A 16,355-nucleotide genomic window follows, 5' to 3' on the forward strand; every position below is an offset into this window, starting at 1 on the left:
ATCGCGTACGCAGGCCATCCACCCTAACGGGGCGTCGGACGTGCACCCGTGGCCCTGTTCGAGGGAGAGACCGACCTCACCCGGGCACATACCCGGAAGACATGCCGGTGTGGTCGAGAACACGTCCGGCGCGGCCCCGCCGATCGCGGGAACGTGGTGGCGCTCCGACCAGGCATGAGGAGAGACTGAGAGCAGTTCGTCCCGGCGCGAGCCACGCGCCGCCGGCGCCATAGGAGGCATCCGTGCCGCATGTCCTGGTCCTCAACGCGTCGTACGAGCCCCTGGGCGTCGTACCGCTCCGCCGCGCACTCGTCCTCGTACTGGAGAACAAGGCCCTCTGCATCGAGGAGTCCGGCGCCTTCCTGCACAGCGAGCACCAGGTCGTCCCCGCGCCCAGCGTGGTACGACTGAAGCGCTTCGTGCGGGTCCCCTACCGGGGTCCCGTCCCCCTGACCCGCAGGGCCCTCTTCGCACGCGACGGCGGGCGCTGCATGTACTGCGGGGGAGTGGCGACCAGCGTCGACCACGTCATCCCGCGCAGCAGGGGAGGGACGCACGCCTGGGAGAACGTGGTGGCGGCCTGCCGCCGCTGCAACCACCTCAAGGCCGACAAGCACCTGCGGGAGATCGGCTGGCGACTGCGCCACCAGCCCGCGCCGCCGACCGGCCTGGCCTGGCGGATCATCGGCACCGGCCACCGGGACCCCCGGTGGCTGCCCTACCTCCAGCCGTACGGCGCCGAGGCCGCGATGGCCCGGATCGACTCCGTCGCCGACACCCCCGCGGGGGCGCTGACGACGGGCTGATCCGGGCCCTTCGCGTCTCCGGGCCCCCGCGTCCCCAGGAGGGACGCGGGGAGGGGCACGGAGCCGGGGCGCCGCTCAGGGAGCGGCGCCCCCCTCCGGCGCGCCCTCCTCCGGTGCCTCCCCCTCCGGCGCGTCCTTCTCCCTGATGGATTCCGTGGATTCCCTGGATTCCGTGGACTCCGTGTCCTCCTGCCGGGTCCCGGACGCCGGGGTCCCTATCTTCGGGGTCCCCCCTTCCGGGGCGTCCTCCGCCCCCGCCGACGGGTCCCGGGGGGCCCGGGGGTCCTTCCGGTCCTGCGGGACCACCGCGTACGTCTCCACCGACCAGAGCGAGTAGCCGTACGGGGTCGCCCGCTTCTCGCCCCGCACCCGCAGGAAGCGGGTGTCCGCCGCGTCCATCCGCACCGACTCGGTGCCGCCGCGGCCGTCCGTGACGGTCGCCGCGGTCCGCCAGTTCCGGCCGTCGGCCGAGACCTGCACCCGGTAGCGGGAGGCGTGGGCGTCCTGCCAGCGCAGGACCACCCGGCCTATCCGGGCCGGGGCGGCCAGCTCCAGCTGGAGCCAGGCGTCGTCCTCGGCGGGCGAGGACCAGCGGGTCCCCGGGTCGCCGTCCACGGCCAGCGCGGCCGGGAAGTCGGGCGTCTCGTCGCCGGACGAGGAGGCCGTCGCCGTCCGGGCCAGGTCCGGGCCGCCGGTGCGCGGGAAGGCGCGGACCGTCAGCACCCGCTCCTCGCCCGCGAACGCCACCGGCACCCGGTACTCCCCGGCGGGGGTGCCCGGCGCCACCGACACCTCCAGCGGCACCGTGCTCGTCCCGCCGCGCTCCACCACGGCCTCCTTCGGCAGCCGCACGGCGATCCCCTCCGGCGCCCGCGCGGTCAGCGGGCCCCGCACCCCGGCCGCCCGCCGCCCCGTCAGTTCCAGGTCCACCCGGGCCGCCGGGCCGCCGATCTCCAGGTCCGTCTCCGTGCGGGCCAGCTCCAGACCGGCCTTCGGCCCGTCCGCGAACCACGGCACCAGCGAGCGCACGTCCGGCGCCGGGCCCGCGGCGTCCCAGACGATCCGCAGCGCCTCGGCGCGCAGCCCCTTCAGCTCGGTCTGCGTCCAGCCGGAGGAGGAGAGCGGCCCCAGCGACCGCCAGCCCTCGCCCGTCACGTACGCCTCCACGCGCGCGCGGGGCGCCCGCTTCCCCGCCGGGTCCGCCTTCTCGCCGGCGGGCTCCTTCGGGGCCTTCCCGGCCAGCACCGTCACGGCCTCCACCGGCCGCGCCCGGTCCAGCCGCAGCGTGTACGAGCCGGTGGCCCGGTCCACCTCGCGCTCCGGGTCCTTGTCGGCGCCCGTCCAGGCCGCCGCCTCCTTCGCCGCCCGGTCGAGGAACGGGTCGAGGACCCCGTCGCCGACCGTCGCCCCGCTCGCCGCGAGCCGGGGCCGCAGCGGCTCCAGGCGCAACTGCGCCTGCCAGGCCGCGGGACCGTCGCCGCGCGCCTGCGCGAGGAGCATGTCGACGGCCGCCTCGCCCGCCGCGCCGTAGCGGGACAGCTGCTCCAGCCAGGGCCCCGACTCGGCGCGCAGCGCGCCGTCCGCGGTGTCCCCCAGCCGCTCCGGCGCCTCCCGCATCACGGTGAACGCGCCCCGCAGCGCCCGGCCCGCCCGCTCCCGCTCCGCCGCCGTCCCCGTCGCCCGCGCCGCCCAGAAGGCGCGCAGCAGCGGCTTCAGGCCGGGCGCCCCGGCGTCCGGGGCGAGCAGCGAGGAGGCCGCGGTGCCCGCCAGCGCGCCGAGCGCCTCCCGGGCGGCCGGATCGGGGCCCGCGAGGTCGGCGACGGCCGCCCGCCAGGACTCCCCGGAGCGGTAGCCGCGCGGGTTCCAGGCGAAGTCGGCGGTGGTGAAGAGCGGGATCCGGGATGCGGCGGGCTGCTCCATCGCCTGCGCCAGGTAGGCGGCGGAACCGGTCGCCACCGCCGGCTCCCGGCCCGTCGCCGGACCCAGGAAGAGCCGGTCCTGCGCGTAGTCGTTCACCGGGTAGTTGTCCATGGTGACCAGCGGGCGCTGCCCCAGGGCCGCCCGCACCCCGGCCAGTTCGGCGCCCGTGATGGCGCGCGGCACGACCCCGACGCCCGTCCAGGCCACCCGGACGCGCGCGTCCAGCGCCCGCGCGAGCGCCGACCGGTACTCGCTGGTGCCCGCCTGGAAGTACTCCGTCGGCAGCACGGTCAGCGGCTCGCCGTCCGGGTCCCGCCCGGCCAGGTGCCGGGCCACCGTGTTCGCCACGCGCGCGTGCGCGCGGGCCGCGCCCGCCGCGTCCCGGCCGAAGGCGTCGGCGTCCTCGTCGCAGGTCCACTCGCCGTACCCGGCGTCGGGGAACTGGAGCTGGAAGGAGCGGAAGCCGAGCTCCCGCATCGCGTCCAGCTTCCGCGTCAGCGCCGCCACGTCCGCGTCCGAGGACAGGCACATCGACTGGGCCGGGGCCACCGCCCAGCCCAGTGCCACGTGGTTGGCCCGGGCCCGCTCGGCCAGCTCGCGGAAGGCGGCCCGCTGCTCCTCCGGGTACGGCTCGCGCCACCGCGCCGCGCGGTACGGGTCGTCACCCGGCGCGTACAGGTAGCGGTTCTGCTTGGTGCGGCCCAGGAAGTCGAGCAGCGACAGGCGCTGCGCGGTCGTCCACGGCGTGCCGTAGAAGCTCTCCGCGACCCCCCGCTCGGCGGTGCCGGGCCAGTCCCGCACGAGGACGCCGGGCACCTCCCCGCCGACGCCGTCCGGTCCCTCGCCGAGGAGCTGACGGAGCGTCTGCACCGCGTGGAAGAGCCCCTCGCCGTCCGCCCCGTCGAGGGCCACCGTGTCCCGGCCGCCGAAGCGGCCGGCCGCCAGCCGGTAGCCGCCGTCCGGCAGGCCGTCCCGTCCGGCCGCCCCGAGGGCCGCCAGCGCCTCCCGCGCCGCCGTCCCGGACGGGCCCGAGACCCGCAGCACCGGGCCCGCGCCCGGCAGCCCCTCGTGCACGGCGCGCACCCCGGCGCCGGCGAGCAGCCGCCGCAGCGCCGCCAGGGCGTACGGATCGGCGTCCCCGTCCGCCACCAGCGTCACCCGCTCCCCGAGCCGCACCGGGGACCCGGCGGCGGTCAGCGACTGCGGCCGGGGCCACACGGAGGGCGCCGCCACCCGCGCGGCGGTCCGGGGCGAGGGCACGGCCGGGGCGGCGGCGAGCGGCCCGGCGGGGGCGAAGGCCGGTGGGGCCAGGTCGGGCACCGCCACCGGACGGGGGGCGGCCTGCGCCGCGCCGGGCACGGCACCGCCGAGGAGGCCGCCGAGGACGGCGGCGACGGCGGTCGCCGTACGCGGTCCGCGTCCCGGACGCACAGGGGTCACGGGGTCTCCCTTCGCCGGGGCCGGGACCCGCCGGACCGTCAGCGGCGGGCCCCGCCCGGCCGGTTGGTAACGAGCGGGTTACGACCCCACCACCCGTCGCACGGAGGTGTCAATGCGACGGGGCGAAGTGTCGGCTTTGCCCGGTGATCCTCCGGCGAGCTGCCGCCCTTTCGCCTTCTTCTCCCGGTAAAAGGGGCAAAGGGAGGAGGGATGGGTAGGACTGTCACTCGTCGTACCCGAGGCCGCCGGCCACCCGCCGAACCCGTCGAACCCGTCGGCCACCCGCCGAGACCCACCGGGAGACCCCCGTGACCACGACTGCCCGCCCGCAGACCGGACGGATACGGATCCCGCGCCAGGCCGCCCCCGGCGCCCCCGACCGGCTCCCGGCCGCGCCGCTGACCAGCGAACCCGCCGGGGACGCCGCCGCGCCGCTGACCAGCGAGCCGCCCCTGGCCGGCGCCGCGCCCCTCACCAGCGAGCCGCCCCTCACCGGCGCGGCCCCCCTCACCAGCGAGCCCCCGGCCCCCGCCGCCTGGGGCGCCACGGAGTCCCCCGGAGTGTAGAAGTGACCCTGGCCCGCCTCGCCGCCCGTCACGGCGTCGCCACCGAGTTCAGCCCGTCCGAGGGCGTCACCGTGCCCGTGCCCGAGGCCACCGTGGTCGCGGTCCTCGGCGCCCTCGGGGTCGACGCGGGCACCCCGGAGGCGGTCGCCGCCGCCCTGGGCGCTGCGGAGCGGGCCGACCGGGAGCGGCTGCTCCCGCCCACCCTCGTCCGGCACGCCGGAGACGGGCCGCCCGCGCCGCCCGCCGGGCTGCCGGAGGGGACCCGGCTGCGGGTCACCACCGAGGACGGCGCCGTCCACCCGGGCGACGACTGGGCGGGGCTGCCGCTCGGCGTGCACGCCGTGGACGCCGAGGCCCCCGACGGGCGGACCGCCCGCGCCACCCTGATCGTCGCCCCCGCGCGCGTCCCGGAGCCCGGCGCGCGCGCGTACGGCCTGCTCGTCCAGCTCTACTCGCTGCTCTCCGAACGCTCCTGGGGCATGGGCGACCTCGGCGACCTGCGCGACCTGGTCTCCTGGGCGGGCCGCGCGCACGGAGCCGGCTTCGTGCAGGTCAACCCGCTGCACGCGGGCGTGCCCGGCGCGCCCTCGGACCCCTCGCCGTACCGCCCCTCCTCGCGCCGCTTCCCGGACCCCGTCCACCTGCGGATCGAGCGGATCCCCGAGTACGCCCACCTCGACCCGGGCCGCCGCGAGGAGCTGGACCGGATCCTCGCCGCCGCCGCCGAACTGCGCGAGGGCGTCCTCGCCAAGGGCGCCGAGATCGACCGGGACGCCGTCTGGGCGCTCAAGCTCCGCGCCCTGGAGCTCGTCGCCGCCGTCGAACCCGGCCCCGGGAGGCGGGCCGAGCTCCACGACTTCCTCGCCGAGCGCGGCCGCGCCCTGGAGGACCACGCCACCTACCAGGCCCTCGCCGAGCGCCACGGCCCCCGCTGGCGCTCCTGGCCCGAGGAGCTGCGGACCCCGGACGGCGCGGCGGCGGCGGTCCGCGCCGACGCGGAGCTGACCGCCCGGGTCGACTTCCACTGCCGGCTCGCCTGGCTGACGGACCGGCAGCTCGGCGAGGCCGCCGACGCGGCCAGGGAGGCCGGGATGGCGGTCGGGATCGTCCACGACCTGGCCGTCGGCGTCCACCCGGAGGGCTCCGACACCTGGGCCCGGCAGGGCGACTTCGCCGCCGGGATGTCGGTCGGCGCCCCGCCCGACGCCTTCAACTCCCGGGGCCAGGACTGGGGCCTGCCGCCGTGGCGGCCCGACGCCCTCGCCGCCGCCGGCTACGCCCCGTACCGCGGGCTCCTGCGCGAACTCCTGCGGCACGCGGGCGCACTGCGCATCGACCACGTGATGGGTCTCTTCCGGCTCTGGTGGGTGCCGGAGGGCAAGGAGCCCACCGAGGGCACCTACGTCCGCTACGACGCCGAGGCGATGCTCGCCGTCCTCGTCCTGGAGGCCCACCGGGCGGGCGCCCTCGTCGTCGGCGAGGACCTGGGCACGGTCGAGCCCGGCGTCCGCGAGGCGCTGGCCGCGCGCGGCGTGCTGGGCACCTCGGTCCTCTGGTTCGAGCGGGACTGGGCGGCCGGCGGCGCCCCGCTGCCGCCGGAGGCGTGGCGGCCCGGCTGCGTGGCCACCGCCACCACCCACGACCTGCCGTCCACCGCCGCCCGGCTCTCCGGCGACCACGTGCTGCTGCGCCACCGCCTCGGGCTGCTCGGCGGGGACCTGACGCGCGAGCGGGCCGCCGACGCGGCGGAGACGGCCGAGTGGCTCGCCCTCCTCCAGCGGCTCGGGCTGCTCCCGGAGGGGCCGGGGGACGAGGCGGCCGAGATCCGGGCCGTGCACCGCTTCCTGGCGCGCACCCCGGCCCGGCTGGTGGGGGTGTGGCTGCCGGACCTGGTGGGCGACCGCAGACCGCAGAACCTGCCGGGCACCTGGGACGAGTACCCCAACTGGCGGCTGCCGGTGGCGGGTCCCGGCGGGCAGCCGCTCACCCTGGAGCGGATCGCCTCCTCGCCCCGCGCGCACGCCCTGCTGCGGACCGCCGCGGAGGGGGTGGGAGCCCGTACGGCACCCCCGGGCGCGCGGGCCGTTTAGGTGTTCGCTACTTTTGCACCGTGGACAAGAAGAACGCCCTGCGCGCCGGCGCCGTCGCGGCCGGTACGACGCTGATGATGCTGCTCATGTCGTCCCCCGCGCTCGCGCTGACCCGCGACGACGGTGACGACCCGGCCCCCAAGCTGGAGGTCGTCGAGACCCTCGGCCTCTTCGTGCTGGCCCCGCTGGTGCTGTTCGGAGTCATCGCCGGCCTGGTGATGGTCCTCGACAAGTCCCGCAAGAAGGCGTAACCGCCTCCTCCGTCCGTCAGAGGGCGCCGCACGGCCGCACCGGCCGTGCGGCGCCCTCGCGCGTTCCCGGCCGGGCGTTCCCGGTGCCGCCGGGCCCCCGGCGCCGTACGGGCCCCCGGCGCTTCCGGGAGCCCTCCGCGCTCACGCCGTCGTCGCGAGGAGCTTCCTGAGCAGGCCGGTCAGCTGCCGGGCCTCCTCGGGGGTCAGCGCGGCCTCCAGGGCCTCCCGCTGCCGCTCCAGGCCCGCGCCGACGGCCTGGTCCACCAGCTCCCGGCCGCGCTCGGTGAGCGTGACGCGCAGTCCGCGCCGGTCGTTCGGGTCGGGGCTGCGGGTGAGCAGCCCGGCCTTCTCCAGCTTGTCCAGCCGGCCGGTCATCCCGCCGGTGGTGATCATCAGCGTGGCGGTCAGCTCGCGCGGCGAGAGCGTGTACGGCGCTCCGGACCTGCGCAGGGTCGCGAGCACGTCGAACTCCCCGAGCGCCATGCCGTAGGGCGCGTACGCCTTGTCCACCTGGGCGCGCATGGCCGCGGACAGCCGGTAGATCCGCCCGAAGACCGCCATGGGGAGCGTGTCGAGGTCGGGGCGGACCACGGCCCACTGGGCGGCGATGGCGTCGACGGGGTCGTGCGGGGGCGGCTGCGTGTTCATGACCTCAGTGTTCCGTCCTCTCTCGGTCGATGGCAAGAAAGTCACTTGCAAGCAAGTAGCTTAGTGCTAAGTTAATTACCGCCAAGCCAGTCGCGCTCCGGACCGCCGGGACGCAACGCCCAGGGGGAGTCCCGTCATGTCACGCAAGGCCGCCGTCGTCGCGCTCACCGCCCTGGCCCCGATCTCCTGGGGCTCGACCTACTTCGTGACCACCGAGTTCCTGCCGGCCGACCGGCCGCTCTTCACCGGCCTCATGCGGGCCCTCCCGGCCGGCCTGCTGCTCCTCGCGCTGACCCGCAAGCTCCCGAGGGGCGCCTGGTGGTGGAAGTCGGCGGTCCTCGGCGCCCTCAACATCGGCGCGTTCTTCCCGCTCCTCTTCCTCGCCGCCTACCGGCTGCCCGGCGGCGTCGCCGCCGTCGTCGGCTCCGTCGGCCCGCTCTTCGTCGTCGGCCTCGCGGCCCTCCTCCTCGGCGAGAAACCCACGACGAGGACGCTGCTCACCGCCGTCACCGCGGCCTTCGGGGTCAGCCTCGTGGTCCTCAAGGCGGGCGCCGCCTTCGATCTGATCGGCGTCGGGGCCGGACTGCTCTCCTCCCTGTCGATGTCCGCGGGCGTCGTCCTCACCAAGCGCTGGGGCCGCCCCGAGGGCGTCGGCTCGCTCGCCCTCACCGGCTGGCAGCTCACCGCCGGCGGCCTGGTCGTCCTCCCCGTCGCCTTCCTCGCCGAAGGGGCCCCGCCCGCCCTCACCGGCACGAACCTCGCCGGCTACGCCTACCTCGCCCTCGGCAACACCGCGATCTCCTACTTCCTCTGGTTCCGCGGCATCGAGCGGCTGAGCGCCTCCTCGGTCACCCTGCTCGGCCCGCTCTCCCCGATCACCGCCGCCGTCATCGGCTGGGCCGCCCTCGGCCAGGCCCTCGGCCCGGTCCAGGTCCTCGGCATGCTGATCGCCTTCGGCGCCACCCTCTTCGGCCAGCTCGCCCCGGCGAAGCCGCAGGCCCCGGCGGAGCCCCAGGCCCCCGCCGGGCCCGCCGCCACTCCCGTACCGTTCAGCTCTGCTGAAAAGAACCGTCAGGAACTTTCGATGGACCTGGAGGTTTCGGCGGTGCGACGGTAGGCCGCATGAGCCTCCTCACCGCCCGCCACCCCTCCCGCTCCGACAGACCGGGACCGGCGTCCGCCCAGGGCGCCGGTCCCGGTCTGCTGCTCGCCCTCCTCGCCACCGTCGTCTGGTCCGGCAGCTTCGTCGCCACCCGCGACATGGCCGACTCCGTCCCGCCCGTCCAGGCCGTCTTCTGGCGCTGGATCATCGCCCTCCTCGCCGTCGCCCCCTTCGCCGCCCGACCCTTCTGGCGGCAGCGCACCCTCATCCGCCGCCACCTCGGCCTCACCGCCCTCGCCTCGCTGTCCGGGGTCGCCCTCTACAACACCCTCGTCCACCAGGCCGGCCTGACCACCTCCGCCACCAACATGGGCATGATCATGGCCGCCTCCCCGGTGATCATGGCGGGCTACGCCCGGCTCGGCGGCGAACGCCTCGGCACCCGCCGCGTCCTGGGCACCGCGATCGCCGTCCTCGGCGTGCTCCTCCTCGTCGGCAAGGGCTCCCTCACCGTCGACCCCTCCGCCGGCGACCTGTGGATGTTCGCCGCCGCCCTCTGCTTCGCCTCGTACAGCGCCCTCCTCAAGCGCCGCCCGGCCGAGATCGACCAACTCGCCTTCCTCGCCGCCACCTTCGCGCTCGGCGCCCTCATGCTCGCCCCCGCCTACGCCGTCTCCCTCGCCGTCCAGGGCGGTTTCCCCGCCACCCCGGGCACCGTCGGCCCGCTGCTCTACGTCGGCGTGCTCTCCTCCGCCGTCGCCTTCTTCGCCTGGAACAAGGCGGTCTCCCTCGTCGGCGCCGCCCGCGCCGGAGCCGTCTACTACCTCCAGCCGGTCTGCGTCGCCCTGCTCTCGTACGCCCTCCTCGGCGAGGAACTCGGCCTGGCCGGCGGCGTCTGCATGGCCCTCGTCCTCGGCGGGGTGGCACTGAGCTCCGCCCGCTGACCCGGGCCGGATATGTTGCGGCCCATGACCGAGTGGGACATCAAGAAGCTGCACATCCTGCGCACCCTGCGCGACCGGGGCACCGTCACCGCCACCGCGGAGACCCTGCTCATGACCCCCTCGGCCGTCTCCCAGCAGCTCACCAACCTCGCCCGGCAGCTCGGCGTGCCGCTCCTGGAGGCCCACGGGCGGCGCGTCCGGCTCACCGACGCCGCCCACCTCGTGCTGCGCCACGCCGAGGCGGTCTTCGCCCAGCTGGAGCGCGCCGACGCCGAACTCGACGGCTACCTGCGCGGCGAGGCCGGCCAGGTCCGCGTCGCGGCCTTCTCCACCTCCGTCCCCGCCCTCCTCGTCCCCGCCGTGCGGCAGCTCCGCGCCGCCCACCCCGGCCTCGGCGTCCGCATCCGGGAGGCCGAGGCCGGGGAGGCGTACGAACTCCTCACCGCCGGCGAGGCCGACCTCGCCCTCTCGCTCGCCGCCCACGCGCCCACCGCCCGCGACGCCCGGTTCAGCCGGGTGCCGCTGCTCGCCGACCCCCTCGACGTCGCCCTCCCCGCCGGCCACCCGCTCGCCGGCGCCCCCGGCCTGCGCCTCGCCGACCTCGCCGCCGAACCCTGGATCTTCGGCGGCTCCGGCCCCTGGTCCGAGATCACCACCGCCGCCTGCGAGGCCGCCGGCTTCGTGCCCGAGCAGGCCCACAGCGCCTCCGGCTGGACCGCGATCCTCGCCATGGTCGAGGCCGGGCTCGGCATCGCCCTCGTCCCCCGCATGGCCGCCGCCGACCGCCGGAGCGGCACCGGCGTCGTCATGCGGGTCCTCTCCGCCGACCAGCCCCGCCGCCACGTCGTCGCCGCCGTCCGGCGCGGCGCCGAGGACGCCCCCGCGCTGGCCCGGGTCCTCGCGGCGCTGCGCCAGGTCGCCGTGGAGCGCGAGAACGTTCAGCAGGGCTGAAAAGACCTGTCGAAAACATTCGATGGACCCCGGGGCTCCCGGCGGGGGACAGTCGGACCATGACCGCCATCGAGGACACCCAGGACCCGCACGCCAACGACGCCGCCCCGTACGCCGGAGGCGACCCGTACGCCGACTACCGCACCGGCGACTTCCCCTTCACCGAGCTGGTCGACCTCGCCGACCGCCGCCTCGGCGCCGGCGTCGTCGCCGCCAACGACGAGTTCTTCGCCGAGCGCGAGAACCTCCTCGTCCGCGAGCGGGCCGTCTTCGACCCGGAGCACTTCGGCCACAAGGGCAAGATCATGGACGGCTGGGAGACCCGCCGCCGCCGCGGCGCCGACGCCGAGAACGTCTTCCCCGCCCCCGAGGACCACGACTGGGCGATCGTCCGCCTCGGCGCCCCCGGCGTCATCAGGGGCCTGATCGTCGACACCGCCCACTTCCGCGGCAACTACCCGCAGAAGGTCAGCGTCCAGGCCACCGCCGTCGAGGGCAGCCCCGGCCCCGAGGAGCTGCTCGACGCGAAGTGGGAGGAGCTCGTCCCGCCCACCCCCGTCCGCGGCCACGCCGCCAACGGCTTCGCGATCGACAGCGACCGCCGCTGGACCCACGTCCGCCTCTGCCAGCACCCGGACGGCGGCGTCGCCCGCCTCCGCGTCCACGGCGAGGTGCTGCCCGACCCCGAGTGGCTCGGCCTCCTCGGCACGATCGACCTGCTCTCCGTCCTCAACGGCGGGTCGTACGAGGACGCCTCCGACAAGTTCTACTCCTCGCCGACGCAGATCATCCTGCCCGGCACCTCCCGCAAGATGGACGACGGCTGGGAGAACCGCCGCCGCCGGGTGCGCGGCACCAACGACTGGGTCCGCTTCCGCCTCCCGGCCCAGGGCGCCGTCCGCGCCGTCGAGATCGACACCGCCTACCTCAAGGGCAACTCGGCGGGCTGGATCGCCCTCCAGGGCCGCAACGGCGAGTCCGGCGAGTGGTTCGAGATCGTCCCGCGCACCCGCCTCCAGCCCGACACCCTGCACCGCTTCAAGCTCCCCGCCCGGGCGGTCGTCACCCACGTGCGCCTCGACGCCTTCCCCGACGGCGGCGTCGCCCGCATGCGCCTGCACGGCTCCCTCACCGAGGAGGGCGCCGCCGACCTGCGCGCCCGCTTCGACCGCGCGAGCCGGTAGGCACCGGGAACCGGCGAAGGGGCGCCTCCGTGGGGGAGGGCGCCCCTTCGTCGTACCGCTCCGTGCTTAGCGGCCGGCCGCGGCGTCCGCCGCACGGGCCCTCAGGGCCCGCTCGACACCGGCGCGGGACTCCGTCACCAGCCGGCGCAGCGCCGGGACCGGGGCGTTCTCCTCGATCCACGCGTCCGTCGCGTCCAGCGTCTCCTGCGAGACCTGGAGCGTCGGGTAGAGGCCGACCACGATCTGCTGGATCATCTCGTGGCTGCGGGTCTCGGACACGCGCTTGATGGAGGCGAAGTACTTGTCCGTGTACGCGGCGAGCAGCTCGCGCTGGTCGGACTGGACGAAGCCGACGATCACGGCCTCCTGCACCGCGTTGGCCAGCTTGTCGTCCTCGACGACCGCCGCCCACGCCTCCGCCTTCGCGGCCTCGGTCGGACGCGCCGCCCGGGCCGTCGCCGCGTGCCGCTCGCCGGCCGCCGTGCGGTCCCGCTCCAGCTCGGCCGCGATCTCCGCCTCGTCGTAGACGCCGGTCGCGGCGAGCCGCTGCACGAACGCCCAGCGCAGCTCGGCGTCGACGGCCAGGCCCTCGATCGTCTCCCGGCCCTCCAGGAGACCGGCCAGCAGGTCGAGCTGCTGCGGCGTCCGGGCGGTCGCCGCGAAGGCCCGCGCCCACGCCAGCTGGTGGTCGCTCGCCGGCTCCGCCGCCTTGAGGTGGGTGAGCGCCGCCTCGGTCCACAGGGCCAGGCCCGCGTCCCGCCACTCCGGCGCCGCGTACAGCTCCAGGGCCGCCTTCACCTGGGCCTGGAGCGACTGCACCACGCCGATGTCGGACTCCTTGCCGATGCCGGAGAGCACCAGCTCCAGGTAGTCGCGGGTGGCCAGCTCGCCGTCCCGGGTCATGTCCCAGGCCGAGGCCCAGCACAGCGCCCGCGGCAGCGACTCGGCGAAGTCGCCGAGGTGCTCGACGACGTTCTGCAGCGACACCTCGTCGAGGCGGACCTTGGCGTACGACAGGTCGTCGTCGTTCAGCAGCACGACCGCCGGGCGGGCCCTGCCCACCAGCGCGGGCACCCCGGTCAGCTCCGCGGCCTCGACGTCCAGCTCCAGGCGCTCGGTGCGGACCAGCGCGCCGGCCGCGTCGAAGTCGTAGAAGCCGATCGCGATGCGGTGCGGGCGGAGCACGGCCTCGCCCTTGGCGCCGGCGGGCAGCGCCGGGGCCTCCTGGCGGACCGCGAAGGAGGTGATCGAGCCGTTCTCGTCGGTCTCGATCTCCGGGCGCAGGACGTTGATGCCGGCCGTCTCCAGCCACGCCTTCGACCAGGTCTTCAGGTCGCGCCCGGAGGTCTCCTCCAGCGCGCCGAGCAGGTCGCTCAGGCGGGTGTTGCCGAAGGCGTGGCGCTGGAAGTACGCCTGCACGCCCTTGAAGAACTCGTCCTCGCCGACGTAGGCGACGAGCTGCTTGAGGACCGAGGCGCCCTTGGCGTACGTGATGCCGTCGAAGTTGACGAGCACGTCCTCCAGGTCGTTGATCTCGGCCATGATCGGGTGCGTCGACGGCAGCTGGTCCTGGCGGTAGGCCCAGGTCTTCTCCGCGTTGGCGAAGGTGGTCCAGGCGTGCGGCCAGCGGGTGCCCTCGACGGACGCCTGGCAGGCGACCGAGGTGAAGGTGGCGAACGACTCGTTCAGCCACAGGTCGTTCCACCACTCCATGGTGACCAGGTCGCCGAACCACATGTGGGCCAGCTCGTGGAGGATGGTCTCGGCGCGCCGCTCGTAGGCCGCGTCCGTCACCTTCGAGCGGAAGACGTACTGGTCGCGGATGGTGACCGCGCCCGCGTTCTCCATCGCGCCCGCGTTGAACTCCGGCACGAACAGCTGGTCGTACTTCGCGAACGGGTAGGCGTACGCGAACTTCTCCTGGAACCAGCCGAAGCCCTGCCGGGTCACGTCGAAGATGTGGTCCGCGTCCAGGTGCTCCGCCAGCGACGGACGGCAGTAGATGCCCAGCGGCACGACCTGCCCGTCGGGGCCCTCGTAGGAGGAGTGCACCGAGTGGTAGGGGCCGACGATCAGGGCCGTGATGTACGAGGAGATCCGCGGGGTCGGCTCGAAGGCCCACACCCCGTCCTTCGGCTCCGGGGTCGGCGAGTTGGAGACGACGCTCCAGCCCTCGGGCGCCTTCACCGTGAACTGGAAGGTCGCCTTCAGGTCGGGCTGCTCGAAGGAGGCGAAGACCCGGCGGGCGTCCGGCACCTCGAACTGGGTGTACAGGTACGCCTGCCCGTCGACCGGGTCGACGAAGCGGTGCAGGCCCTCGCCGGTGTTGGTGTAGGCGCAGTCCGCGACCACGCGCAGCTCGTTGCGGCCCTGCTTCAGGTGGGGCAGCGCGATCCGCGAGTCGCGGAAGACGGCGGCCACGTCCAGCGCGTGCCCGTTGAGCACGGCCTCGTGGACGGCGGGGGCGACGAGGTCGATGAAGCTCTCGACGCCCGCCTCGGCGGAATCGAAGCGGACGGTGGTGACGGACCGGTAGGTCCCGCCCTCCTGCGCACCGGTGAGGTCCAGTTCGACCTCGTACGCGTCCACGGTCAGCAGCTTGGCCCGCTGCTGAGCCTCCTCACGGGTCAGGTTCGTACCAGGCACCCGGTCAACTCCTCGGTTTCGTGACGTTTGGGCCATCTTTCCACGGGGCGTGTCGCAGACGCACGGCACATTTCCCAGGGCGAACACGGAAGAACGGCGGCCACCCGGAAGGATGACCGCCGTTCTTCGCGTGGACGGGGGGTCAGCCCCGGAGCTCGGCCGCCACCAGCTCCGCGATCTGCACCGCGTTCAGCGCGGCGCCCTTGCGGAGGTTGTCGTTGGAGAGGAAGAGCGCGAGGCCGTTGTCGACGGTCTCGTCGACGCGGATGCGGCCCACGTACGAGGCGTCCTTGCCGGCCGCCTGGAGCGGGGTCGGGATCTCGGACAGCTCGACGCCCTCGGCGTCCTTCAGCAGCTCGTAGGCCCGCTCGACGCCGATCGGGCGCTCGAAGCGGACGTTCACCTGGAGCGAGTGGCCGGAGAAGACCGGGACGCGGACGCAGGTGCCGGACACCTTCAGGTCCGGGATCTCCAGGATCTTGCGGGACTCGTGGCGGAGCTTCTGCTCCTCGTCGGTCTCGAAGGAGCCGTCGTCCACGATCGAGCCGGCCAGCGGCACCACGTTGAACGCGATGGGGCGCTTGTAGACGGCGGGCTCGGGGAACTCGACGGCCCCGCCGTCGAAGGCCAGCTGGTCGGCCCGCTCGGCCACGGCGCACGCCTGGGTGCGCAGCTCGGCGACGCCGGCCACGCCCGAGCCGGAGACGGCCTGGTAGGTGGTGGCGACCAGCGCGGTGAGGCCGGCCTCCTGGTGGAGCGGCTTGAGGACCGGCATGGCGGCCATCGTGGTGCAGTTCGGGTTGGCGATGATGCCCTTGGGGCGGTCCTTGACCGCGTGCGGGTTGACCTCGGAGACGACGAGGGGGACCTCGGGGTCGCGGCGCCAGGCGGAGGAGTTGTCGATCACGACGGCGCCCTGGGAGGCGACCTTCTCGGCGAGGGCCTTGGAGGTGGCGCCGCCGGCGGAGAAGAGCACGATGTCCAGGCCGGTGTAGTCGGCGGTGGAGGCGTCCTCGACCGTCACGCCGTCCACGACCGTGCCGGCGGACCGGGCGGAGGCGAAGAGCCGCAGCTCGTCGACCGGGAAGTTCCGCTCGGCCAGGATCTTGCGCATGACTGTGCCGACCTGACCGGTGGCTCCGACGATTCCGACCTTCACGGGGACTCCTCCGTACGTGTGTGCAGGTGCTGCCGCCCCCCATGATGCGTGCCGCCTGCCGTTCCTTGTCCAATCCATTGTCCGAGGGGCGGACGCGGCGTCCGGATGAACGTTTCGCGGAGCCCGTGCGTCGAAGGGGGGTCCGACGAGGGAGAGGGGGCGGGGTGGAACAGATGGACGCGGCGCTGACGGACCGGGTGCGGGCGGTCCTCGCGCTGGGCGGAGTGCCGTACGCGGAGCTCCAGGACGGGGTGCAGCAGGTGGGTCTGCGTCTCGTGGAGGCCCGTGCGAAGGGGGAGCCGCCGCGCTCCCCGGCCGCCTGGTGCGCGGTGGTCGCCACCCGGGTGGCCGCCGACTGGCACCGGGCCCGGCGCCGCGACGCGCGGCTGGGGGAGCGGCTGACGGCGCTGCCGGAGCCGGGGGCCGGCGGCGGGGAGGAGGCCCGGGTCCTCGCGCTCGCCGTCGCCGACGGCCTGGACGCGCTCCCGGCCCACCAGCGGCAGGTGCTGGTGCTCCGCTTCTACGCGGACCTGCCGGTGGCCCGGATCGCCGAGGAGCTGGGGGTCCCCGAGGGGACGGTCAAGAGCAGGCTGCACGCCGCCGTCCGCGCGATGCGGCTGCGGCTTCGCACGGACGAGGTGGTGTGAG

The 16,355-nt window shown here is 75.3% G+C and carries 13 protein-coding genes; 9 read left to right on the forward strand and 4 right to left on the reverse strand.

Annotated features, from left to right (window positions below; translation table 11 throughout):
* The first annotated feature begins 242 nt into the window (after nucleotides 1–242).
* Complete coding sequence (locus IE326_RS17355) at nucleotides 243–806, forward strand: HNH endonuclease (protein ID WP_150228221.1); 564 nt, start codon at nucleotides 243–245, stop codon at nucleotides 804–806.
* Nucleotides 807–881: 75 nt separating this feature from the next.
* Here IE326_RS17355 and IE326_RS17360 read toward each other — a convergent pair whose 3' ends face one another.
* Nucleotides 882–4,157 (reverse strand): glycoside hydrolase family 84 protein, encoded by a 3,276-nt coding sequence (locus IE326_RS17360; protein WP_190042279.1) that lies wholly within the window; start codon nucleotides 4,155–4,157, stop codon nucleotides 882–884.
* 317 nt (nucleotides 4,158–4,474) lie between these two features.
* Here IE326_RS17360 and IE326_RS17365 point away from each other — a divergent pair, with 317 nt between their 5' ends.
* Genes IE326_RS17365 through IE326_RS17375 form a run of 3 tightly spaced genes read left to right on the forward strand, consistent with a single transcriptional unit; the run spans nucleotide 4,475 to nucleotide 7,073 of the window.
* Entirely contained in the window at nucleotides 4,475–4,732 is a 258-nt protein-coding gene (locus tag IE326_RS17365) for a hypothetical protein (RefSeq protein ID WP_150228220.1), read from the forward strand.
* Nucleotides 4,733–4,734: 2 nt separating this feature from the next.
* Nucleotides 4,735–6,822 carry a 4-alpha-glucanotransferase gene (gene malQ, locus IE326_RS17370; RefSeq protein WP_190041970.1) on the forward strand — a complete coding sequence of 696 codons (2,088 nt, stop codon included), beginning with the start codon at nucleotides 4,735–4,737 and terminating at the stop codon, nucleotides 6,820–6,822.
* 20 nt (nucleotides 6,823–6,842) lie between these two features.
* On the forward strand, nucleotides 6,843–7,073 hold the full coding sequence (locus tag IE326_RS17375) for a hypothetical protein (protein ID WP_030758910.1): 231 nt from the start codon (nucleotides 6,843–6,845) through the stop codon (nucleotides 7,071–7,073).
* Between the two features lie 141 nt (nucleotides 7,074–7,214).
* Here the strand turns inward: IE326_RS17375 and IE326_RS17380 are convergent, their stop codons facing one another.
* Nucleotides 7,215–7,721 (reverse strand): MarR family winged helix-turn-helix transcriptional regulator, encoded by a 507-nt coding sequence (locus IE326_RS17380; RefSeq protein WP_150228218.1) that lies wholly within the window; start codon nucleotides 7,719–7,721, stop codon nucleotides 7,215–7,217.
* A 136-nt stretch (nucleotides 7,722–7,857) separates the two neighbouring features.
* On the opposite strand from IE326_RS17380, the gene IE326_RS17385 reads away from it, so the two are divergent.
* From IE326_RS17385 to alc, 4 genes are read left to right on the forward strand one after another with little or no spacing between them, the layout of a single operon-like run.
* Nucleotides 7,858–8,838, forward strand: coding sequence for an EamA family transporter (locus tag IE326_RS17385; protein ID WP_190041971.1), 981 nt, complete (start codon nucleotides 7,858–7,860; stop codon nucleotides 8,836–8,838).
* 5 nt (nucleotides 8,839–8,843) lie between these two features.
* Nucleotides 8,844–9,767, forward strand: coding sequence for a DMT family transporter (locus tag IE326_RS17390; protein WP_190041972.1), 924 nt, complete (start codon nucleotides 8,844–8,846; stop codon nucleotides 9,765–9,767).
* A 24-nt stretch (nucleotides 9,768–9,791) separates the two neighbouring features.
* On the forward strand, nucleotides 9,792–10,718 hold the full coding sequence (locus IE326_RS17395) for a LysR family transcriptional regulator (protein WP_150228215.1): 927 nt from the start codon (nucleotides 9,792–9,794) through the stop codon (nucleotides 10,716–10,718).
* A 59-nt stretch (nucleotides 10,719–10,777) separates the two neighbouring features.
* A complete protein-coding gene (gene alc / locus IE326_RS17400) occupies nucleotides 10,778–11,902 on the forward strand; it encodes an allantoicase (RefSeq protein WP_190041973.1) in 1,125 nt (374 codons plus the stop codon).
* 66 nt (nucleotides 11,903–11,968) lie between these two features.
* On the opposite strand, the gene pepN is transcribed toward alc, so the two are convergent.
* Together pepN and IE326_RS17410 are read right to left on the reverse strand one after the other, a co-directional pair.
* On the reverse strand, nucleotides 11,969–14,548 hold the full coding sequence (pepN, locus tag IE326_RS17405; RefSeq protein WP_150228213.1) for an aminopeptidase N: 2,580 nt from the start codon (nucleotides 14,546–14,548) through the stop codon (nucleotides 11,969–11,971).
* Between the two features lie 142 nt (nucleotides 14,549–14,690).
* Nucleotides 14,691–15,707, reverse strand: a complete 1,017-nt coding sequence (locus IE326_RS17410) for an aspartate-semialdehyde dehydrogenase (RefSeq protein WP_190041974.1) — start codon at nucleotides 15,705–15,707, stop codon at nucleotides 14,691–14,693.
* A 173-nt stretch (nucleotides 15,708–15,880) separates the two neighbouring features.
* Here IE326_RS17410 and IE326_RS17415 point away from each other — a divergent pair, with 173 nt between their 5' ends.
* On the forward strand, nucleotides 15,881–16,354 hold the full coding sequence (locus IE326_RS17415) for a sigma-70 family RNA polymerase sigma factor (RefSeq protein ID WP_170313909.1): 474 nt from the start codon (nucleotides 15,881–15,883) through the stop codon (nucleotides 16,352–16,354).
* Nucleotide 16,355: the final 1 nt, after the last annotated feature.

Source organism: Streptomyces filamentosus (assembly GCF_014654895.1).
GTDB lineage: Bacteria > Actinomycetota > Actinomycetes > Streptomycetales > Streptomycetaceae > Streptomyces > Streptomyces filamentosus.